The 19,433-nt window shown below is 71.7% G+C and carries 20 protein-coding genes; 8 read left to right on the plus strand and 12 right to left on the minus strand.

Annotated elements, in window-relative coordinates:
* Positions 1–70: 70 nt before the first annotated feature.
* Genes L3078_RS08945 through argC form a run of 5 tightly spaced genes read right to left on the minus strand, consistent with a single transcriptional unit; the run spans position 71 to position 4,910 of the window.
* Positions 71–607 carry an arginine repressor gene (locus L3078_RS08945; protein ID WP_033532332.1) on the minus strand — a complete coding sequence of 179 codons (537 nt, stop codon included), beginning with the start codon at positions 605–607 and terminating at the stop codon, positions 71–73.
* A gap of 7 nt (positions 608–614) precedes the next feature.
* Positions 615–1,832, minus strand: coding sequence for an acetylornithine transaminase (locus L3078_RS08950; RefSeq protein ID WP_239752587.1), 1,218 nt, complete (start codon positions 1,830–1,832; stop codon positions 615–617).
* Entirely contained in the window at positions 1,829–2,737 is a 909-nt protein-coding gene (argB, locus tag L3078_RS08955; protein ID WP_239752588.1) for an acetylglutamate kinase, read from the minus strand. The genes L3078_RS08950 and argB overlap by 4 nt, the downstream gene beginning before the upstream one ends.
* Positions 2,734–3,885, minus strand: coding sequence for a bifunctional glutamate N-acetyltransferase/amino-acid acetyltransferase ArgJ (gene argJ, locus L3078_RS08960; RefSeq protein WP_239752589.1), 1,152 nt, complete (start codon positions 3,883–3,885; stop codon positions 2,734–2,736). The genes argB and argJ overlap by 4 nt, the downstream gene beginning before the upstream one ends.
* On the minus strand, positions 3,882–4,910 hold the full coding sequence (gene argC, locus L3078_RS08965; RefSeq protein ID WP_239752590.1) for an N-acetyl-gamma-glutamyl-phosphate reductase: 1,029 nt from the start codon (positions 4,908–4,910) through the stop codon (positions 3,882–3,884). Before argC ends, argJ begins: the two co-directional genes overlap by 4 nt.
* A 110-nt stretch (positions 4,911–5,020) precedes the next feature.
* Between argC and L3078_RS08970 the strand changes: the two genes are divergently transcribed.
* The gene (locus tag L3078_RS08970; protein ID WP_239752594.1) at positions 5,021–5,761 is read left to right on the plus strand and encodes a VOC family protein; all 741 of its coding nucleotides are present in this window, start codon (positions 5,021–5,023) and stop codon (positions 5,759–5,761) included.
* Positions 5,762–5,789: 28 nt separating this feature from the next.
* Here L3078_RS08970 and L3078_RS08975 read toward each other — a convergent pair whose 3' ends face one another.
* Together L3078_RS08975 and L3078_RS08980 are read right to left on the minus strand one after the other, a co-directional pair.
* The gene (locus L3078_RS08975; protein ID WP_239752600.1) at positions 5,790–7,334 is read right to left on the minus strand and encodes a DUF2336 domain-containing protein; all 1,545 of its coding nucleotides are present in this window, start codon (positions 7,332–7,334) and stop codon (positions 5,790–5,792) included.
* A gap of 84 nt (positions 7,335–7,418) precedes the next feature.
* A complete protein-coding gene (locus L3078_RS08980; protein ID WP_239752614.1) occupies positions 7,419–7,820 on the minus strand; it encodes a DUF5997 family protein in 402 nt (133 codons plus the stop codon).
* Positions 7,821–7,946: 126 nt separating this feature from the next.
* On the opposite strand from L3078_RS08980, the gene L3078_RS08985 reads away from it, so the two are divergent.
* A complete protein-coding gene (locus L3078_RS08985) occupies positions 7,947–8,714 on the plus strand; it encodes a LysR family substrate-binding domain-containing protein (RefSeq protein WP_239752629.1) in 768 nt (255 codons plus the stop codon).
* Positions 8,715–8,834: 120 nt separating this feature from the next.
* Here the strand turns inward: L3078_RS08985 and L3078_RS08990 are convergent, their stop codons facing one another.
* Entirely contained in the window at positions 8,835–11,318 is a 2,484-nt protein-coding gene (locus L3078_RS08990) for an alpha-L-arabinofuranosidase C-terminal domain-containing protein (protein ID WP_239752630.1), read from the minus strand.
* Between the two features lie 153 nt (positions 11,319–11,471).
* On the opposite strand from L3078_RS08990, the gene L3078_RS08995 reads away from it, so the two are divergent.
* A complete protein-coding gene (locus tag L3078_RS08995) occupies positions 11,472–11,987 on the plus strand; it encodes a DUF6314 family protein (RefSeq protein WP_239752632.1) in 516 nt (171 codons plus the stop codon).
* Here L3078_RS08995 and L3078_RS09000 read toward each other — a convergent pair.
* From L3078_RS09000 to L3078_RS09010, 3 genes are all read right to left on the minus strand, one after another.
* A complete protein-coding gene (locus L3078_RS09000; RefSeq protein WP_239752634.1) occupies positions 11,932–12,507 on the minus strand; it encodes a histidine phosphatase family protein in 576 nt (191 codons plus the stop codon). The genes L3078_RS08995 and L3078_RS09000 overlap by 56 nt on opposite strands.
* Positions 12,508–12,613: 106 nt before the next feature.
* A complete protein-coding gene (locus L3078_RS09005; protein ID WP_239752644.1) occupies positions 12,614–13,057 on the minus strand; it encodes a GNAT family N-acetyltransferase in 444 nt (147 codons plus the stop codon).
* The gene (locus tag L3078_RS09010) at positions 13,054–14,520 is read right to left on the minus strand and encodes an aminotransferase-like domain-containing protein (RefSeq protein ID WP_239752651.1); all 1,467 of its coding nucleotides are present in this window, start codon (positions 14,518–14,520) and stop codon (positions 13,054–13,056) included. The genes L3078_RS09005 and L3078_RS09010 overlap by 4 nt, the downstream gene beginning before the upstream one ends.
* Between L3078_RS09010 and L3078_RS09015 the strand changes: the two genes are divergently transcribed.
* The 3 genes from L3078_RS09015 (at position 14,519) to L3078_RS09025 (ending at position 16,629) form a co-directional block, all read left to right on the plus strand.
* Positions 14,519–15,532 (plus strand): DMT family transporter, encoded by a 1,014-nt coding sequence (locus L3078_RS09015; protein ID WP_239752667.1) that lies wholly within the window; start codon positions 14,519–14,521, stop codon positions 15,530–15,532. The two genes, L3078_RS09010 and L3078_RS09015, sit on opposite strands and share 2 nt — an antisense overlap.
* Positions 15,533–15,642: 110 nt before the next feature.
* On the plus strand, positions 15,643–15,837 hold the full coding sequence (locus tag L3078_RS09020; RefSeq protein WP_239752669.1) for a DUF1918 domain-containing protein: 195 nt from the start codon (positions 15,643–15,645) through the stop codon (positions 15,835–15,837).
* Positions 15,838–16,023: 186 nt separating this feature from the next.
* Positions 16,024–16,629 (plus strand): hypothetical protein, encoded by a 606-nt coding sequence (locus tag L3078_RS09025; protein ID WP_239752677.1) that lies wholly within the window; start codon positions 16,024–16,026, stop codon positions 16,627–16,629.
* A gap of 14 nt (positions 16,630–16,643) precedes the next feature.
* On the opposite strand, the gene L3078_RS09030 is transcribed toward L3078_RS09025, so the two are convergent.
* Entirely contained in the window at positions 16,644–17,903 is a 1,260-nt protein-coding gene (locus L3078_RS09030; RefSeq protein WP_239752679.1) for a glycoside hydrolase family 10-like protein, read from the minus strand.
* A 177-nt stretch (positions 17,904–18,080) separates the two neighbouring features.
* On the opposite strand from L3078_RS09030, the gene L3078_RS09035 reads away from it, so the two are divergent.
* Positions 18,081–18,956: a 3-hydroxybutyryl-CoA dehydrogenase gene (locus tag L3078_RS09035; protein WP_275593130.1), complete on the plus strand. Its 876-nt coding sequence runs from the start codon at positions 18,081–18,083 to the stop codon at positions 18,954–18,956.
* Positions 18,957–19,160: 204 nt separating this feature from the next.
* The gene (locus L3078_RS09040; protein ID WP_045557154.1) at positions 19,161–19,418 is read left to right on the plus strand and encodes a hypothetical protein; all 258 of its coding nucleotides are present in this window, start codon (positions 19,161–19,163) and stop codon (positions 19,416–19,418) included.
* Positions 19,419–19,433 lie beyond the last annotated feature (15 nt).

Below are 19,433 nucleotides of genomic sequence, written 5' to 3' on the forward strand. Positions count from 1 at the left end.
AGGCACTCCCTTCGGTAGCCGCTTTCACCACCACCCGGCACCCCCCGAGCCCCCGCCCCCGTCCACCCCCTCAGTGCCCGTTCTGCGCCAACCTCAGCAGATGGTCGGCCAACGCCTGCCCTCCCACCGGATCGCGGCTGATCAGCAGCAGCGTGTCGTCGCCGGCGATCGTGCCCAGGATGTCGTGGAGTTCCGCCTGGTCGATGGCCGAGGCGAGGAACTGGGCCGCGCCCGGCGGCGTGCGGAGGACGACCAGGTTCGCCGAGGCCTCCGCGGAGATCAGCAGCTCCGCCGAGAGCCGCCGCATCCGCTCCTCCTTCGCCGACTCCCCCAGCGGCGCCCGAGGTGTCCGGAAACCCCCCTCGCTCGGCACCGCGTAGATGAGGTCGCCGTCGGTGTTGCGGATCTTCACCGCGTTCAGCTCGTCGAGGTCCCGGCTGAGCGTCGCCTGCGTGACGCTCAGCCCGTCGTCGGACAGCAGCTTCGCCAACTGGCTCTGCGACCGCACCGGTTGCCGGTTGAGGATGTCCACGATCCGCCGATGGCGTGCGGTACGGGTCTGCGGCACCGCGGGCCCCGCCTGGTCGTGCTCCTGCGCCTGGCTCATCGTCGTCTCATTCTCCGGCTCGTCCGTCCCCACTGGCTTCGTGCGCCGCCCGCGCCGCGTCGAGGACACCGGGCAGCGCCTGGAGGAGGGCATCCACCTCCGCGTCCCCGATATTGAGCGCCGGCATCAGCCGTACGACATCGGGGGCGGGCGCGTTCACCAGGAAACCGGCGTCCTGAGCGGCCTGTTGCGCCAGGGGCGCGAGGGGCTCGGTGAGCACGATACCCAGCAGAAGGCCCGCACCACGGACATGGTCGATCATCGGGTCCCCGAGGGACTCGATCCCGTTCCGCAGGTTCTCGCTCTGCCGCTTGACGTTCTCCAGCAGCCCTTCCGCCCGGATGGTCTCCAGGACGGCGAGTCCGGCGGCGCACGCGACCGGGTTGCCGCCGAAGGTCGTGCCGTGCTGACCGGGCTGCAGGAGGTCCGCCGCCCGGCCGAAGGCCACCGTCGCGCCGAGCGGCAGTCCGCCGCCGAGGCCCTTGGCGAGGGTCACGACGTCCGGCAGGACGCCCTCATGGGCCTGGTACTCGAACCAGTGCCCGGTCCGGCCGATACCGGTCTGCACCTCGTCGAGGACGAGCAGCGAGCTGGTGGCGGCCGTGATGGCTCGCGCGGCCTTCAGATAGCCGGCCGGCGGGACGACGACGCCCTTCTCACCCTGGACGGGCTCGATGATGACGAGGGCCGTCTCCTCGGTGACCGCGGCAGCCAGGGCCTGCGCGTCGCCGTAGGGGACGTGGGTGACGTCGCCGGGCAGCGGGTGGAAGCCGGTCTGCTTGCCGGGCTGGCCGGTGAGGGCGAGGGCGCCCATGGTCCGGCCGTGGAAGCCGCCCTGGGTGGCGACCATGTGGGTCCGCCCGGTCAGCCGGCCGATCTTGAACGCGCCTTCGTTGGCCTCGGCGCCCGAGTTGCAGAAGAAGACCTTGCCGTCCCGCCCGAAGTGCTCCAGGAGCCGTTCGGCGAGCGCGACGGGCGGCTCGGCGACGAACAGGTTGGAGACATGGCCGAGGGAGGCGATCTGGTTGCTGACGGCCTCGACGACCGCCGGGTGGGCGTGGCCGAGCGCGTTGACCGCGATGCCGCCGACGTAGTCGACGTACTCCGTGCCGTCGGCGTCCCACACCCGGCTGCCCGACCCGCGGACCAGCGAGAGCTTCGGGGTGCCGTAGTTGTTCATGAGCGAGCCCCGCCACCGCTGGGTCAGCTCTTCGTTGGTGGTCATGCGGCGTCCCCCTCTTCGGCGTCCGGCACGACCATCGTGCCGATGCCCTCGTCGGTGAAGATCTCCAGCAGGATCGAGTGCTGGACCCGGCCGTCGATGACGCGGGCGGTGTTGACGCCGCCGCGTACGGCGTGCAGGCACCCCTGCATCTTCGGCACCATGCCGGAGGACAACTCCGGCAGCAGCTTCTCCAGTTGGGAAGCCGTGAGGCGGCTGATCACCTCGTCGCTGTTGGGCCAGTCCTCGTAGAGGCCCTCCACGTCCGTGAGGACCATGAGAGTCTCCGCTCCAAGAGCAGCAGCGAGTGCCGCAGCCGCCGTGTCAGCATTGACGTTGTAGACATGTCCGTCGTCCTGGCTACGGGCGATCGACGAGACGACCGGGATGCGGCCGTCGGCGAGGAGTGCCTCGATCGCGCCCGTGTCGATCGCGGTGATCTCGCCCACCCGCCCGATGTCGATCAACTCTCCGTCGATCTCGGGCTGGTGCTTGGTGGCGGTGATGGTGTGCGCGTCCTCGCCCGTGAGGCCGACGGCGAGCGGTCCGTGCTGGTTGAGCAGCCCGACCAGCTCGCGCTGCACCTGCCCGGCGAGCACCATGCGTACGACGTCCATGGCGTCCTCGGTGGTGACGCGCAGGCCGGCCTTGAACTCGCTGACGATGCCGTGCTTGTCGAGGGCGGCGCTGATCTGCGGGCCGCCGCCGTGCACGACGACGACGTTGAGCCCGGCGTGCCGCAGGAAGACGACGTCCTGGGCGAAGGCCGCCTTCAGGTCCTCGTCGATCATGGCGTTGCCGCCGAACTTGATGACGACCGTCTTGCCGTTGTGGCGGGTCAGCCAGGGCAGCGCTTCGATGAGGATCTGGGCCTTGGGGAGGGCGGTGTGCTTCCGCGTGGTGCTCATGAGGAGTAGGCGCTGTTCTCGTGGACGTAGTCGGCGGTGAGGTCGTTGGTCCAGATCGTGGCGGTCTCGGACCCGGCGGCGAGGTCGGCGACGATGTGCACCTCGCGGTAGCGCATGTCGACGTTGTCGCGGTCCTCGCCCACGCCGCCGTTCTTGCAGACCCAGACGCCGTTGATGGCGACGTTGAGGCGGTCCGGCTCGAAGGCGGCGGAGGTGGTGCCGATGGCGGACAGGACACGGCCCCAGTTGGGGTCCTCGCCGTGGATGGCGCACTTGAGGAGGTTGTTGCGGGCGATGGAGCGGCCCACCTCGACGGCGTCGTCCTCGGTCGCCGCGTTCACGACCTCGACCTTGATGTCCTTGCTGGCGCCCTCGGCGTCCCGGATGAGCTGCTGTCCGAGGTCGTCGCAGACCTGGCGTACGGCCTCGGCGAACTCCGCGTGGTCCGGGACGACTTCGGCGGCGCCGGAGGCGAGCAGCAGGACGGTGTCGTTGGTGGACATGCAGCCGTCGGAGTCGACCCGGTCGAAGGTCGTCCGCGTGGCGGCCCGCAGCGCGCTGTCGAGCGCCTCGCTCTCCAGGTCCGCGTCGGTGGTGAGCACGACGAGCATGGTGGCGAGGCCGGGGGCGAGCATGCCGGCGCCCTTCGCCATGCCGCCGACGGTCCAGCCGTCCTTGGTGACGACGGAGGTCTTGTGCACGGTGTCGGTGGTCTTGATGGCGATGGCGGCCTTCTCACCGCCGTGCTCGGAGAGCTGCGCGGCGGCCGTCTCCACGCCCGGGAGCAGCTTGTCCATGGGCAGGAGCACGCCGATGAGGCCGGTGGAGGCGACGGCGATCTCGCCGGCGCTGTGCCCGAGGACATCCGCGACCTTCTCGGCGGTCGCATGGGTGTCCTGGAAGCCCTTGGGGCCCGTACAGGCGTTGGCGCCACCGGAGTTGAGGACGACGGCGGAGACCCGGCCGCCCTTCAGCACCTGCTCGGACCAGAGGACGGGTGCGGCCTTCACACGGTTGGAGGTGAAGACGCCCGCGGCGGCGAGGCGGGGCCCGTTGTTGACCACGAGGGCCAGGTCCGGGTTGCCGTTCTCCTTGATCCCGGCGGCGATGCCCGCCGCCGTGAATCCCTTGGCTGCCGTCACGCTCACGGTGCGACTCCGATCGTGGAAAGCCCCGTCGTCTCGTGGAGTCCGAGGGCGATGTTCATGCTCTGGAGGGCGCCACCGGCGGTGCCCTTGGTGAGGTTGTCGATGGCGCTGATCGCGATGATGCGGCCCGCGGCCTCGTCGTACGCGACCTGCACCTGAACGGCGTTGGAACCGTAGACGGACGCCGTGGCGGGCCACTGGCCCTCGGGGAGCAGATGGACGAACGGCTCGTCGGCGAAGGCCTTCTCGTACGCGGCGCGCACGGCCTCGGCGGTGACGCCGGGCCTCGCCTTCGCGCTGCACGTGGCGAGGATGCCCCGGGGCATCGGTGCGAGGGTCGGGGTGAAGGACACGGTGACCGGCTCGCCGGCGACACCGCCGAGGTTCTGCATCACCTCGGGCGTGTGCCGGTGACCGCCGCCGACGCCGTACGGGGTCATCGACCCCATGACCTCGCTGCCCAGCAGATGCGCCTTGGGGGCCTTGCCCGCGCCGGAGGTGCCGGAGGCGGCGACGATCACGGCCTCGTTCTCGGCGAGGCCCGCCGCGTACGCCGGGAACAGGGCCAGGGTGACGGCCGTGGGGTAGCAACCGGGTACCGCGATGCGCTTGGACCCCTCCAGCGCGGCGCGGGCACCCGGAAGTTCGGGGAGGCCGTAGGGCCAGGTGCCGGCGTGGGGCGAGCCGTAGAACTTCTCCCAGTCGGCCGCGTCCTTGAGCCGGAAGTCGGCGCCCATGTCGACGACGAGCACGTCCGGGCCGAGCTGCTCGGCCACGGCCGCGGACTGCCCGTGCGGCAGCGCGAGGAAGACCACGTCGTGACCGGTGAGCACCTCGGCGGTCGTCTCCTGGAGCACCCGGTCGGCCAGCGGCAGCAGGTGCGGCTGCAGCGCGCCCAGGCGCTGGCCCGCGTTGGAGTTGCCGGTCAGTGCACCGATCTCGACCTCGGTGTGGGCGAGCAGCAGGCGCAGCACTTCGCCGCCCGCATAACCACTCGCTCCCGCCACCGCCACACGTACCGCCATGGAACCCTCCTCTTGGATGGCATGACTATACGTTTCGATGCACGTTTATGCAATCTTGCCTCCGTCGCGGGCACGAGGGTCGGCCGGAGCGGGCGCATAAGATCATCGGCATGGCGCTGCGACCCGTGCACGTGAACATCAAGGCTCTCGACGCCGGGGCGGTCGGACGGTTCTGGGCGGAGGCGCTCGGCTGGACCGCCTACAGCCCCGGCGTGACCACCTATGTCGGGCCCGCGGGCGGCCTGGTCTGGCCGCACCCGGTCGCGGTCGGTGTCGACGTCGTTCCCGTCCCCGAGGGCAAGACGGCGACGAAGAACCGTACGCACCTCGATCTCGCCACCACGTCCGAGGCGCACCAGGCGGAGCTGGTCGCGCGGCTGAGGGCGCTCGGCGCGACGCCCGCCGACGTGGGCCAGGGCGACGTGCCGTGGACCGTCCTCGCCGACCCCGAGGGCAACGAGTTCTGTGTGCTGGAGCCCCGGGAGGTCTACCGGGACACCGGCCCGATCGCCGCCGTTGTCGTGGACTGTGCGGATCCGCGGGCCATGGCCCGGTTCTGGGGCGAGGCGACGGGCTGGACCCCGCACGAGGTGACCGACGAGCAGGCCACGCTGCGCTCGGCCGAGGGCGTCGGCCCCTTTCTGGAGTTCCTCCGCACGCCCGCCTCGGCGCCCGTGCCGGACCGCGTCCATCTCGACCTGCTGCCGGGTCCCGGTGACGACAAGGCCGCCGAGGTGGCCCGGCTGCGGGCCCTCGGCGCCACCGACCTCGACCTCGGCCAGGGCGACGTCCCGTGGACGTGCCTGTCCGACCCCGAAGGTCACGAGTTCTGCGTCCTCGCACCGTCCTGATCGCGGGAGCCGCGATCACCCCAGTTCGTCACCCCGACCGTCCTCCGAGCTGACCCGTCGGCCTCCGGGTCAGCTCGTCCATCACGGCGAGCGGCAGGGACGGGTTGGCGGCCGCGGCCTCCGCCACCGGGTCGGCCGGGTCGGAGAGCAGTTCGACGACGACCGTGGGCGGGAGCGCCGGGTGGCGGGCGGCGAGGGGCCTGGCCCGTTCGTCCGCCAGGCACGGCAGGAGCGCGGCGGCCGTCGCCCGGGGGTGCTGGGCGATCGCGCGGAGCGCCTTGCGGACCGGTGGCCGGTGCCGGGCCACACGCTCCAGGAACGCCGGGGTCGCGTCCGGGTTGGCCGCCACCCCGGTGAGGACCTGGACGCCGTGCCGGTCGACCATGGCGTGCAGTCGGGCCTCAGAGAGACCGGGATGCGCGGCGACGGCCGAGACCACCTTGGCGTCGGGATCGTCGGCCAGCGCGTCACGGACGCCGGCCGGCAGATCACGCCGTCGCGCCGGCAGCATGCGTACGGCGGCGTGCGGCGACCGGGCCAGCTCCTCGACCTCGGCGGCCGTGGCGGAGGCGATCCGCGGCAGCGGCGTCGTACCGATCCGGGTCGTGGCGGCCAGCTCCGCGAGGACGTCGAGCGGCACCCGAGGGTTGTGCGCGAGCGCGCGCCGCACGTCCGGCGAGGTGTCGTCGGCCAGTGCGCGGATCAGGGTGTCGTCGATCGCGGGGTTCGCGGCGAGGTCGGCGCGCGCACCGGGCGTGGGGTCCACGGCGAGCCGTGCGTACACCTGCGGGGGCAGGCCGGGACGGGCGGCGACCGCCCAGCGCAGCAGCGTCGACGGGTGGTCGGCGAAGGCCGCGCACGCGTCCGCCGGTGTGGCCGGGTTCTCCAGGACCGCCCGCAGGATCTCGAGGGCGGTGGACTCGTGGGAGCCGTCGCAGGAGGCGCCCGGCCGCAGATCACAGTCGAGCCGTGGGCAGTCCGGTGCGTGTGTGAACGGCGGTTCCTCGCGGTCGCAGACCAGGCAGTGCCGGACGGGAGGCAGCTCCTCGCCGGCGACGAGGGCGGCCAGCGCCTCGGGTGGGGTCGCCTCGTTGAGCGCCGCCGCTCGGCGGACCTCGGCGTGCGGATGCGCCGCGAGCCGTGCGGCCACGTCCGGCTCGGCCCACAGGGCCAGCTCCGCGACGACCTGGATGTCCGGGTCCGCGGCGAGGGTCTCCACCACGTCCGGCGGCAGGCCGGGGCAGGCCGCCAGCCGCTCCCGGTGCTGGACGTGCACGGACGCGGCGAGGAGACGAGCCCACCGCGGGTCGCCGGCGCCTTCGTCCAGCAGGGCGAGGGCGATGCGCGGCTGTGCGGTGGGGTCGACGTCGGCGGCGGTCAGCGCGCCCTCGTAGGCCAGCCGCACCCCGTTGCTCTCGTCCCGCGAGGCCAGCGTCATCGCCTGCGCCCGGGTGAGGTCGTCACGGCGGGCGAGTTCGTCGTCGAGATCGGCGTCCGCGAGCCCGATCAACCGGTCGACCAGCTCGGCGGGCAGGCCCGGATTGGCGGCGAGCCCGCACAGGAGGGGATTCACAAGGGGCATCCTGCCCCGGGCCCCTGCCGCGCGGCTCCCGAATTTTCGCCGGGCCGCGACGCCTGCCGCGGCGCTGCCGCGGCGCTAGCTCCGGTCGTCCGCCTGGGCCGCTCGCTCGGCGTTGCGCTTCTTGATGCGGGCGCCTTCCTTGCGGACCTCGGCCTGGGTGGCGCGCTCCTTCTGCAGCCACTCGGGGCTGTCCTGCTTCAGGGCCTCGATCTGCTCGGTGGTGAGGGGCTCGGTGACTCCGCCGCGCGCGAGCCCCGCGATGGAGACGTCCAGCTTCTCGGCGACCACCGGGCGGGGGTGGGGGCCGTTGCGGCGCAGCTCCTCCAGCCAGGTCGGCGGGTTCGTCTGCAGCGCGCTCAGCTCGGCGCGCGAGACGGCGCCCTCCTGGAACTCGGCGGGCGTGGCCTGGAGGTACACACCCAGCTTCTTCGCCGCGGTGGCGGGCTTCATGGTCTGGGTGGTCTGGTGCGACGTCATGGGTCAAGGGTATCGAGCGCCTGCGCGACCGCCGACCACACCGCTGCCGGGCCGCTCGCCCCCTCGGCCCCTCGACCGCTCGGCGGTGATGACCGGGCCCGGCCGCGCGCCCGTTAGCCTGGTCACGTGACAGGCTCGGAAGCATCCTCCTCGTTCCCCTCGTTCCGGCTCGCCTACGTCCCGGGAGTGACGCCCACCAAGTGGGTGCGGATCTGGAACGAGCGGTTGCCCGACATCCCCCTGACGCTCCTCCAGGTGTCCGCCGCCGAGGCGTTCGGGGTGCTGCGGGACGGCGGCGCCGACGCCGGTTTCGTACGGCTGCCGGTGGACGACGCCGACCTCAGCGCGATCCCCCTCTACACCGAGACCACGGTGGTCGTGATCCCCAAGGACCACGTCGTCGCCGCGGTCGACGAGGTGAGCTGCGAGGACCTGGCGGACGAGGTCGTGCTGCACCCCCTGGACGACACCCTCGACTGGGAACGCCCGCCCGGAGAGCCGGCGTTCGAGCGTCCCGCCACCACGGCGGACGCGATCGAGCTGGTCGCGGCCGGGATCGGACTGCTCGTCGTCCCCCAGTCGCTGGCCCGGCTCCACCACCGCAAGGACCTCACCTACCGCCCGGTCACGGACGCGCCCGAGTCCCGTGTCGCCCTGTCCTGGCCCCAGGACGCGACCACCGACATGGTCGAGGACTTCATCGGCATCGTCCGGGGCCGCACGGTCAACAGCTCCCGGGGCCGCGCGAAGCCCGCGGAGGAGAAGAAGCCGCAGCAGAAAGCGAAGCGCCCGGGCACGAGCAAGCCGGCTGCCCGCACCCCCCGGAGCGGTTCGTCCGGCGGCAGAAACGCCAAGAGCGGCGGCAGGCCCGGAAAGCCCCGCCGCCGCTCATAGATGGGCCGAAGGCCCCATCTGGGGGCGCGGGGCTGTGTCGATCATGCGGCTCCGCCGCGCGGGCGCGACCAGCCCCCACCCACCCGCACCCGGCTCACAAAGCCGAGCCCGCTCCCCCCGTCACCGCTTCTTGATCCTCAGAAACGTCACGGAGTTCGCCGGAAACGTGTAGCTGAACTCCTCGGCCACCCCCCTGAACGTGGACTTCACGGGCGCCACCGGCGTCGCCGTCTCCGTGTTCACCGCGTCCGGCGCGGCCGTCAGCGTCGTGACACGCGCCGTGGAGCGCACCTTCGCGCCCCCGAGGTCGATGGCCGCCCGCGCGGCCACGCCCTGCGCGTTGACGACCTTCAGGATCAGGTCGCCCGTCTTCGCGTCCCGCGTCACCACCTGCCGGAACGGCTCCGCCGGCTTGTCGTCGGTGAAGCTCCCCCACTCCTTGCCGTCCAGCAGCAGGGTCACCTGCCGGCCGCGCACCTTGACCTCGATGTCGTACGTACGGCCCGTCTCGATCGTGCCCGGCTTGGAGATCAGCGAGGACTTGCCGCCGTCGACGGCCTGCTCGACCGCGCTGGTGGTGTTGTTCCAGCCGCCGAGGTTCCACCAGTAGTAGTTCCCGGTGTCCTTGACGCCGAAGGCGACGAGGAAGCCCTCCTTGCCGGACTTCTTGGTGGCCTTCACCTTGAGGTCGTAGTCGTGCCAGGCGGTGTCACCGGCCGTGACCATGGTGTTCTCGGCGGCCACGTCGGTCTGCACGTACTGGCCGTCCTGGACGCTCCAGCTGCCGCCGCCGGTGTGGGTCCACTTCGAGGCGTCACCGCTGAAGTCGTCGCCGAGCAGGCTCGTACCGTCCTCGGCCGTGACCGTCACATCGTCGTACGCCGCCGTCGTGGCCCAGGTGGACAGGCCCACGGCTCCGGTGATCGGGCCGGTCAGCGCGGGTGTGCCGGTGGCCTTCGACGGCACCACGCGGTCGCCGACGTTGTTCATGAAGAGCTTCTGCGTCTCGTAGTTGGCGGAGTTCCACGAGGCGTGGTTGTTGAACCAGATCATGTCGGGGCTCCACTGCACATAGTCCTCGTTGGCGAGGAGCGGTGCGTAGGAGGCGAGTTTCACGATGTCGGCGTTGCGCTCCAGGCCGGTCATGAACGCGGCTTCGGAGAGCGCGTTCTTGAAGGCGTTGCCCTGGGAGGCGTACTCGCCGAGGAAGACCTTGGGCCCGTTCCTGTCGTACGAGTCGTAGCGGTCGTTGTTCTGGAGGAACCACTGGGGGCTGTTGTAGTAGTGCTCGTCGACCATGTCGACGTCGCCCTCGCGGTTCAGCTGCCACGCGGTGTCGAAGGTGGTGCCCGTGTCGTCGGGGCCGGAGTTCGAGATCACCGTGATGTCGGGGTACTTCGCCTCGATGGCGGCCCGGAACTTCTGGAAGCGGGCGAAGAACTCGTTCGGCAGGTTCTCCTCGTTGCCGACGCCGAGGTGGGTGAGGTGGAAGGGCTTCGGGTGGCCCATCTGGGCCCGCTTCTTGCCCCACTTGCTGGTGACGGGCCCGTTGGCGAACTCGATGAGGTCGAGGGTGTCCTGGATGTGCCGCTGGAGCAGGGCATCGTCGTCGGTGGCCTTGTTCTGGCCGCAGCCGGTGACGAGGGCGGGCACCACGGGCAGCGGCATCGCGCCGATGTCCTCGGAGAACTGGAAGTACTCGTAGTAGCCGAGGCCGTAACTCTGGTTGTAGCCCCAGAAGTTGGCGTTGGTGGCGCGCTGTTCGACGGGGCCGATGGTGTCCTTCCACTGGTACGAGCGCTTGCGCTCCCAGCCCGAGGCCTCGCTGTAGTCCTGCATGGAGCCGGTGTTGACGAGGCAGCCGCCGGGGAAGCGGACGAAGCCCGGCTTCAGCGCGGCGATCTTCTCGGCGAGGTCCTTGCGCAGGCCGTTCCTGTGCCCCTTGTAGGTGTCGCGCGGGAAGAGGGACACCTCGTCGAGGGCGACGGCGTCGGCGGAGGCGACGGTCAGCCGGCCGTCGGAGCTGGTCCGCGTCGCCTTGAACGAGACCCGGTACTTGGCCCAGCCGCCCTTGACCGTGACCCGGCGGGCCTCGGCGAGCGTGCCGTCGGCGTCCTGGAGGGTGACGGTCAGCGTCGTACGGGCGTCGGCGCGCGCCCACACCGAGAAGTCGTACTTCTTTCCCTCCTCGACGTGGACACCGGTGTTGTAGCCCGCGTTGGTGACGGCCGAAGAGGCGCCCAGGGAAAGGTAGTTGCGGTTGCGCTCGTGGAGCCGGCCGGCGTCGTTCACGACCTGCGCGGTGCCGTCGACGGTCCACGAGGTGAGGGGGGTGTAGGCGCGGTTGTCGGCGGTCGAGTACTCGAAGGACCGGTTCTGTACGAGTTCGGCGTAGAGACCGCCGTCGGCGGCCCGGTTGATGTCCTCGAAGAAGACGCCGTACATCGTGTCGTCGATCTTCGCGCCCTTCGCGGCCGGGTCGACGGTGATCGCGTAGTCGGTCACGTCCTCGGCGTGCGCGGGGGCCGGGACGGAGGCGGCGGCCACCAGGAAGGCGGTGGCGGTGAGGCCGAGTCTCCAACGGGTGCGGGTGCTGCGTGACATGGATACTCCGCGGCTCGGGGTGGGGGTCTGGAGTTATTCGAAATATCGGACGATGATCAGCACGTCGAACGGCAAGATAGGGAGGTGACCGAGACAGCGTCAACGGGTCACACGGCACCGAAAGTGTCGGAAGTGATCGGAAGTGAAGGACGGATGAGCGCTTTCCTGCCAGTTCCGGAGGTGCTGGCCCATCTCCGCGGGCACTGGCGGCTCCAGCGGTCCGTTCGGGACCTCGCGAACGGCGCCGAAGGGGAGTTCACCGGGACGACCGTTTTCAGCCCGCTGGACGACGGCGGTCTTCTGCACCGGGAATCCGGAACTTTCGTCTGGCAGGGCGTCCCGCGCCCCGCGGAACGCACACTGCGCTTCCTCCCGGGGGCCGCGCCCGGCACGGCGGACGTCCGTTTCGCCGACGGCCGCCCCTTCCACGACCTGGATCTGACGACCGGGCGATGGCACACGGACCACCCCTGCGTCGCCGACCTCTACCGGGGCGAGTTCGAGGTGTACGACGAGGACCGCTGGCGGACGACCTGGCGGGTCGGCGGGCCCGCGAAGGATCTGCTCCTCGTCACCGACTACACCCGCGACCGGCCGGCCGGAGACCCCGCTTCTACTGCGCGGCGCCCAACCGCAGGTTCCAGCGGCCCGCGTGGCCCGCGACCGTGACCGTCGACAGCGGACGGATGTCCATGTTCCAGTACGACGACGGCGGGGCCTTCAGCGCGTAGACCAGGGCGGCGCGCAGCACGGACGGCTCGGCCACCGCGACGACCCGGCCGCCCTCGGCCACCGGGCGGGTCTCGAGCCAGCCGCCTATGCGGGAGATGAAGCCGATCAGTGACTCGCCGCCGTGCGGGGTGGAGTGCGGGTCGGCGAGCCAGGCGTCCACGGCCGAGGGCTCCCGCGCCATGGCCTCGCCCAGCGTGAAGCCGCGCCAGCGGCCCATGTCGCAGTCCCGCAGCGCGGGCTGGGCCAGCGGCGCGTAGCCGAGGGCGTCCCCGGTGGCCCGGCTGCGAGGCGTGGGCGAGCAGTAACGCAGCTCGGCCGCCGCCAGCGGCACCAGCTCATGGGCGGCGCGCTGCACCTCGTCCCAGCCGGCCTGGTCCAGCGGCCGGTCGTCCTCGAAACGCTCCGCGAGCAGCGAGGAGCAGCGCGCGGCGGCGACGAACGTGACCCGAAGATGCATGCGGCGATGGTGGAACGGGGTTCTGCGCAGGTCAAGAGGCGTTACTCAGGAGTTACCGGGGGTACCGCGTCCGGTACTCCGGGCACGCGTCGCCGCACCCGGCCCCTCACTCGAACATCAGAGCCATCCACTGATCGGGCTTGGCGAGCGGCTCGAACCCGAGCTTCGCGTAGACGCCGTGCGCGTCGTGCGTGGCGAGCAGGACGCGCCGCAGACCGTACGCCCGCAGGTGCTCGCGCACGGCCGCGACCAGCGCGGTGCCGAGCCCGTTCCCGCGCGCCGACGGGGCGACGTACACATCGCAGAGCCAGGCGAACGTGGCCCGGTCGGTCACCACCCGCGCGTACGCCACCTGCTCCCCCGAACCCACCTCGTAAGCGCCGAAGTTGAGGGATCCCCTGATCGCGCTCTCCTGCTTCTCGCGGGCGCGGCCGAGGGCCCAGTAGGCGTCGGTGGACAGCCAGTGGTGGACCCGTCCGACGTCGATGCGTCCGGGATCGTCGGAGATCTCGTAGCCCGGGGGGACGGCGGGGTTCGACTCGTCGCTCATGGCAGGACGTTCGCAGGCCGGGCGCCCGCTGTCGAACCGTTTACGGCCTCCTCCAGCCGCCGTACCCCTTCCGCGATCTCGCCCGCGCCCGCGACACCCGCGAAGCTCAACCGCAGGTGTCCGGCCGGGGGTTCGGCGCTGAAGTAGGGGCGGCCGGGGGTGACGGCGACACCCGCGCGGAGGGCGGCGGCGACCAGGGCGGGTTCGTCGGTGCCGTCGGGGAGCCGCAACCAGAGGTGGTAGCCGCCGGAGGGGATGTGGGGCAGGGCGAGTTGAGGCAGGCGCGACCGCAGCCCGGAGGTGAGTGCGACTCGTCGGTTCTGCAACTCCCTTGCGACCGACCGGAGATGGCGGGGCCAGGCGGGCGAGCCGACGAGTTCGAGGGCGGCCTCCTGAAGGGGGCGCGGCACGAAGAAGGTGTCGACGACCTGGATGGCGCGCAGCCGTTCCAGGACCGGGCCCCGCGCGGCCAGGGCACCCACCCGGAAGCTGGGCGAGGTCGCCTTGGTCAGCGAGGAGACGTGCACGACCACGCCGTCGGGATCGTCGGCCGCCAGGGGCCGGGGCAGGGGCCCCGCGTCCTCGTGCGCGAGACGGCGCACGAAGTCGTCCTCCACGACGAAGGCCCCCGCCGCGCGGGCGATCCGCAGCACCTCGCCCCTGCGGTCGGCCGACAGGACGGCACCGGTGGGGTTCTGGAAGAGCGGCTGGCAGACGAGGACCCGGGCGCCGGACGCCTTGAACGCGTCGGCGAGGAGAGCGGGTCTGACCCCGTCGGCGTCCACCGGCACCGGCACCGGCCGCAGGCCGGCCGCCCGGGCGATCGCCAGCATGCCGGGGTAGGTGGGCGATTCGACGAGTACGGGCGCCCCGGGCGGTGCGAGGGCGCGCAGGGCGGTGGTCAGGGCGGACTGGCCGCCTGCCGCGACGATCACCTCGGCCGCGGTGATCCCTCCGCCGATGCTCCGCGCGAACCACTCGCGCAGCTCCGGCACCCCCTCGACCGGCGGCCGCGCCCACACCCCGGGCCGGCGCCCGGCCCTGGACAGGGCGGCGCCCATCGCCTGCTCCGGCTGCAGCGACGGGTGCAGATAGCCGCCGTTGAACTCGATGACGCCGGGCGGCGGGGAGGCGAGCGAGACCAGGACCCCGGAGGCGTCCACCGTGCGGGGCGAGGGCTCGGCGCTGCCGTCCGCGCTCAGCGCGACCTCCTGCCAGGAGGTGTCGCCCACGGCCGCCGTGGCGCCCTCGCGCGGGCCGGCCCGGAAGGCGCCCGCCCCCGGCCGGGTCACCACGAGCCCCTCGGCGGACAGCTGCGCCAGGGCCCGCGACACGGTCACCGGGCTCACCCGGAACCGCTCGACGAGGGCACGACTCGACGGCAGCTTTCCACCCACGGAGTAGCGGTCGAGCTCCTTCCGCAGCTGTTCCACCAGTTCCGCGACACTGCTACGCTCTTGCATGAGAGCAGAGAATAGCGCTATCGCCGATTCCTCAGTAGCGGTGGGCACGGGCACGCGGCAGGACACCGAGCCGGGACCGACCACTCCGGGAGCCCGTGCCGCCGGCGCGGCTCCCGCCGCTGCCCGCCCCGCCGCGCTATCGCGCGGTCAGCGACTCCGGGCCGGCGGCACGCTCCAGGCGGCCCTCGGCGTCACTGCCTTCTCCCTCACGTTCCCTGCCACCGCGTGGGGTCTGGAGGGCTTCGGGCCCTGGTCGCTGGTCGCCGTGCGCAGCGCCCTGGCGGCCGTCATCGCGGGTGTCTGTCTGCTGGTTCTGCGGGTGCCCCCGCCGGGGCGTCGGCACTGGGCCGGGCTCGCGGTGGTGGCCGCCGGTGTCGTGCTGGGTTTCCCGATGCTGACCACGCTCGCGCTCCAGACCTCCACCACCGCGCACGCCGCCGTCGTGGTCGGTCTGCTTCCGCTGACGACCGCCCTGTTCTCGGCACTGCGGATGGGCAGCCGCCCCTCGCGCACCTTCTGGGCGGCCGCGCTCGCCGGAGCCGCCGCGGTGCTGGTGTTCACCGTGACCCAGAGCGGCGGCTCGCTCACCACGGCCGACCTCTACCTCTTCGGCGCCCTGCTGGTGTGCGCGGCCGGCTACACCGAGGGCGGGCGACTGGCCCGGGTGATGCCCGGCTGGCAGGTCATCGGCTGGGCCCTGGTGCTCTGTCTGCCGCTGAGCGTGCCGGGCGCGCTGCTGGCCCTGTCGTACGAGCCGGCGCAGCTGACGGCGCACAGCGTGGCCGGGCTGCTGTGGGTGGCGGCCGGGTCCCAGTTCCTGGGGCTGGTCGTCTGGTACCGGGGTATGGCGGCGATCGGCATACCGAAGGCCAGCCAGTTGCAGCTGGCGCAGCCGCTGCTCACACTGGTGTGGTCGGTGCTGCTCCTCGGTGAGCAGCTCACCCCGGCCGCGCCCCTGACGGCCGCCGCGGTACTGGTCTGCATCGCGGTCACCCAGCGCTCGTCCGCCTGAGTCGGGCGCGGGAGCGCGTGAGAGCCGTACTCACCCCGGTCCATTCGGCGCCGCCCGCAATAGACTGCGGTCACGGACCGCCACTCCCGTGCGAGACGAGGAGGCCCCCGATGCAGGCAGCCAAAGGCGACACCCTGTTGGTGCACGGCAGGACCGTCGGGCACCACGACCGGACCGCGGAGGTCCTGGAGGTGCTCGGCCAGAACGGGAACCCGCCCTACCGGGTCAGGTTCGACGACGGGCACGAGGCCCTGATGTCCCCGGGCCCCGACACCGTCGTCCGCCACCTCGGAGAAACCGAGTAACGACAGCCCCGACGCCCCGGCCCCGACACCCCGTTTCCGTCAGTCAGCGAGGCGCTCCCGCCGACCGCCGGCAGTGGTCGGCGGAAACGCGTGCCGTCGCGCCCCTCCGCGTGCGTATGATCACGCCACTCGAACACGGGGGTGGGGTGCGTGGCGGTGAGCGGCGGCAGCCGATGGAGACGCGGGGTGGCGGGGGCGGTGACGGCGTGCCTGCTGCTCGCCGGTTGTGCCTCCGGCGGCACACCGGCCACCACGGCCGTCCGCACCCCCGTGCCCGTGCTGCGCGTATCGCACGTCCGGCAGGCGATGCCGGACGCGGCCGCTCTGCCGGGCTGGGACAACGTCGTCAAGCCGACCGCCGACGCGGACCGTTTCCTGTGTCAGAACCTGTTCACCGATGAGTGCGACGACCTGGTGGCCCTCGGCCAGTCGGAGTTCACGCGGGGAAGACGGACACCGCAGGAGTGGGTGCGCCTGAGCTTCACCCTGTACTCCTTCCGGAGCGAGCGCGCGGCGCATGACCTGTACGCCGCACTGGACCTGGGCGGCACCGGGCTCACGCTCTCCGGCTCGGTCGGTGACGAGCACGAGGTGACCCGAAGGAAGGTCGGCGAGGCGACCACGCTGTCCATCAAGGCCCGTACGGGCAACACGGTCCTGTGGGTCTTCGCCCTGGGGTCGAAGCAGACCGCCACCAGCGAGCGCGCCGAAGAGGCGTTGCGGCTGATGGACGAGCGCACCCGGCAGGCCAAGAGCGGTGTGCGGCCCACCGCCGGTGCCTCCATTTCCTGAGCTGCGGATCGCCGTCAGCGTGCGGTGCGGGTCGGCTGTGGGTAGTGGTCGGTGACCACTCGGGCCATGGCGCCGATCTTGTCCTCCTTGACCTCCTTGGCCGAGAAGAAGACGTGGCCGCGTGCCTCCGGGTAGTCGCGGGCCAGGGTGAGGTGGCGGGACAGTTCGGCCGGGTCCTGCCAGGCCGCGGGCTGCGCCGGGTCGCCCGCCTTGTAGAGGGCCTCCCCGATGTACAGCCGCGTCCCGCTGCCCTGGGCGGTCTTCGCCCACCAGGGCAGGAGCTTGGCGTAGTCGGCGGCGGTAAAGCCGATGTTCCAGTACAGCTGCGGGACGATGTAGTCGATCCAGTTCTCCCGGACCCATTTCCGGGTGTCCGCGTGCAGGTCGTCGTAGGTCTGCACGCCCGCCCGGGTGTCCGAGCCCAGCGCGTCGGTCTCGGCGTTGCGCCACACGCCGAAGGGGCTGATCCCGAACTGGGTGCCGGGGCGGATCGTCTTGATCTGGGCCGCCGTCTCCCGCACCAGCAGGTCGATGTTGGCGCGCCGCCAGGCCGCCCGGTTGGGGAAGCTCCCGCCGTACGCGTCGTACGCCGCGTCGTCGTCGAAGACCTGGCCCGCCACCGGGTACGGGTAGAAGTAGTCGTCGAAGTGCACGGCGTCCACGGCGTACCTGCGGACGGCGTCGAGCATGGCCTTCTCCACGAAGGCGCGGACGGCGGGGATGCCGGGGTTGTAGTAGAGCTTGCCGCCGTAGGGGACGACCCAGTCGGGGTGCTGCCGGGCCGGATGGGAGGCGACCAGCCGGCTCGGGTCGGTGTGGACCGCGACCCGGTACGGGTTGAACCAGGCGTGCAGTTCCAGCCCACGGGCGTGTGCCTCCTTGACGGCCGTGCCCAGCGGGTCCCAGCCGGGGTCCTTGCCCTGGGTGCCGGTGAGGTACTGCGACCACGGCTCGTACGGGGAGGGCCAGAGGGCGTCGGCGCTCGGGCGGACCTGGAAGATCACCGCGTTGAGGCGGCGCTCCACGGCGGTGTCGAGGTGGGCGAGGAGTTCCGCGCGCTGCTGGGCGGCGGTCAGGCCGGCCTTCGAGGGCCAGTCCCGGTTGAGGACGGACGCCAGCCACATGCCGCGCAGCTCGCCCTCGCCGGCCCTGCGGCGCGGACTCGGGTCGCCGCCGGCGATGGCGGTGCCCGCCACCACGCCGCCCGCGGCCACGACGGTCGCCGCGGCGGTCGCCCAGAACGCCCGCCGTGACATCCGTGGCTTCCGATGCATCCTCGTACCTCCGCCTACCGCGTCACGCCTGTCCGCCCCGGCGCGGACCGATCCCGGACCAGCCTTCCATGTGACACCCGGAATACTGATCAGTAGGCGTCGCGGGTAACGTGCAGGTTTGGCGCAGGCCCCCACCAGGGGTATCTGCCGGCCAAGAACACCACTGAAAGGGACGATGTGACGGACATCCCGGCGGGAGACATTGCACGCGTCGGAGTCGTGGGCTGCGGCCAGATGGGAGCGGGCATCGCCGAGGTGTGCGCCCGCGCCGGACTGGACGTCAAGGTCGCCGAGACCACCGGCGAAGCCCTGGAGATCGGCCGTACCCGGCTGTTCAACTCCCTGTCCAAGGCCGCCGAGCGCGGCAAGATCACCGAGGCCGAGCGGGACGAGACCCAGGCGCGCCTGAGCTTCACCACCGATCTCGGCGAGTTCGCCGACCGTGACCTCGTCATCGAGGCGGTCGTGGAGAACGAGCAGGTGAAGACGGAGATCTTCCAGGTGCTCGACCAGGTGGTGACCCGCCCGGACGCGATCCTCGCCTCCAACACCTCCTCGATCCCGCTGGTGAAGCTCGCGGTCGCCACCTCGCGGCCGGACCACGTCATCGGCATCCACTTCTTCAACCCGGCCCCGGTGCAGAAGCTCGTCGAGCTGATCCCGGCGCTGACCACCTCCGAGGGCACGCTCAGCCGGGCGCAGCTGTTCGCCGAGAAGGTGCTCGGCAAGCACGCCGTACGGGCCCAGGACCGCTCGGGCTTCGTCGTCAACGCGCTGCTGGTGCCGTACCTGCTCTCCGCGATCCGGATGTTCGAGTCGGGCATCGCGGGCCGCGAGGACATCGACAACGGCATGGAGCTGGGCTGCGCCCACCCGATGGGCCCGCTGAAGCTGTCCGACCTGATCGGCCTGGACACCATCGTCTCCATCGCCAATTCGATGTACGAGGAGTACAAGGAACCGCTGTACGCCGCTCCCCCGCTGCTCCAGCGCATGGTGGACGCGGGGCGGCTCGGCCGGAAGTCCGGGTCGGGCTTCTACGCGTACGCCTGATCCCCGGCAGTCCGGTTACGCACCGTCAGTTCCCTTGCGCGTACGGGCCCGGCACCCACGAGGTGCCGGGCCCGTCGCATTCACACACCGTGTGCGCGGCGGACACGCATATGCCGTTCGCACACTCTCCCCACCCGTCCACCAGGCGAGTTGACTTCACGTGCGCATGCAAGGGATGCGCTGACTACAGAGAGGAGCGGACTCGTGGCCATCGACCCCGAGCATCCCGTGCACCACGGCGAACTCGCTGAGTTACGCCGCCGCCTGGATGTGGCGCACACACGCGTCGAAGGAGGGCTGACCCTGCTGAGCCACCGCGCCGAACAGAGCGCCAAGGAACTCGACGACCTCAACACCCGGGTCGTCACCCTGGAGCACGCCCGCTGGCCGCTGCCCGCGGTGGCGGCCCTCACGGCCCTGGGCGCCCTCGTGGTGTCCATCTGGCAGGCGCTGGGCCGTTAGGGTCCCTCGGGCGGG

This window comes from Streptomyces deccanensis (genome assembly GCF_022385335.1).
In the GTDB taxonomy this organism is placed as follows: domain Bacteria; phylum Actinomycetota; class Actinomycetes; order Streptomycetales; family Streptomycetaceae; genus Streptomyces; species Streptomyces deccanensis.

Excerpts from the sequence above, each read along its gene's own strand:
- L3078_RS09020 (WP_239752669.1), top strand. The coding sequence starts at position 15,643 with ATGCAGGCAGCCAAAGGCGACACCCTGTTGGTGCACGGCAGGACCGTC.
- L3078_RS09010 (WP_239752651.1), bottom strand. The coding sequence starts at position 14,520 with ATGCAAGAGCGTAGCAGTGTCGCGGAACTGGTGGAACAGCTGCGGAAG.
- argC (WP_239752590.1), bottom strand. The coding sequence starts at position 4,910 with ATGGCGGTACGTGTGGCGGTGGCGGGAGCGAGTGGTTATGCGGGCGGC.
- L3078_RS08995 (WP_239752632.1), top strand. The coding sequence starts at position 11,472 with ATGAGCGCTTTCCTGCCAGTTCCGGAGGTGCTGGCCCATCTCCGCGGG.
- L3078_RS08980 (WP_239752614.1), bottom strand. The coding sequence starts at position 7,820 with ATGACGTCGCACCAGACCACCCAGACCATGAAGCCCGCCACCGCGGCG.
- L3078_RS09015 (WP_239752667.1), top strand. The coding sequence starts at position 14,519 with ATGAGAGCAGAGAATAGCGCTATCGCCGATTCCTCAGTAGCGGTGGGC.
- L3078_RS09005 (WP_239752644.1), bottom strand. The coding sequence starts at position 13,057 with ATGAGCGACGAGTCGAACCCCGCCGTCCCCCCGGGCTACGAGATCTCC.
- argB (WP_239752588.1), bottom strand. The coding sequence starts at position 2,737 with ATGAGCACCACGCGGAAGCACACCGCCCTCCCCAAGGCCCAGATCCTC.
- L3078_RS08945 (WP_033532332.1), bottom strand. The coding sequence starts at position 607 with ATGAGCCAGGCGCAGGAGCACGACCAGGCGGGGCCCGCGGTGCCGCAG.
- L3078_RS09030 (WP_239752679.1), bottom strand. The coding sequence starts at position 17,903 with ATGCATCGGAAGCCACGGATGTCACGGCGGGCGTTCTGGGCGACCGCC.
- L3078_RS08950 (WP_239752587.1), bottom strand. The coding sequence starts at position 1,832 with ATGACCACCAACGAAGAGCTGACCCAGCGGTGGCGGGGCTCGCTCATG.
- L3078_RS08970 (WP_239752594.1), top strand. The coding sequence starts at position 5,021 with ATGGCGCTGCGACCCGTGCACGTGAACATCAAGGCTCTCGACGCCGGG.
- L3078_RS08990 (WP_239752630.1), bottom strand. The coding sequence starts at position 11,318 with ATGTCACGCAGCACCCGCACCCGTTGGAGACTCGGCCTCACCGCCACC.
- L3078_RS09000 (WP_239752634.1), bottom strand. The coding sequence starts at position 12,507 with ATGCATCTTCGGGTCACGTTCGTCGCCGCCGCGCGCTGCTCCTCGCTG.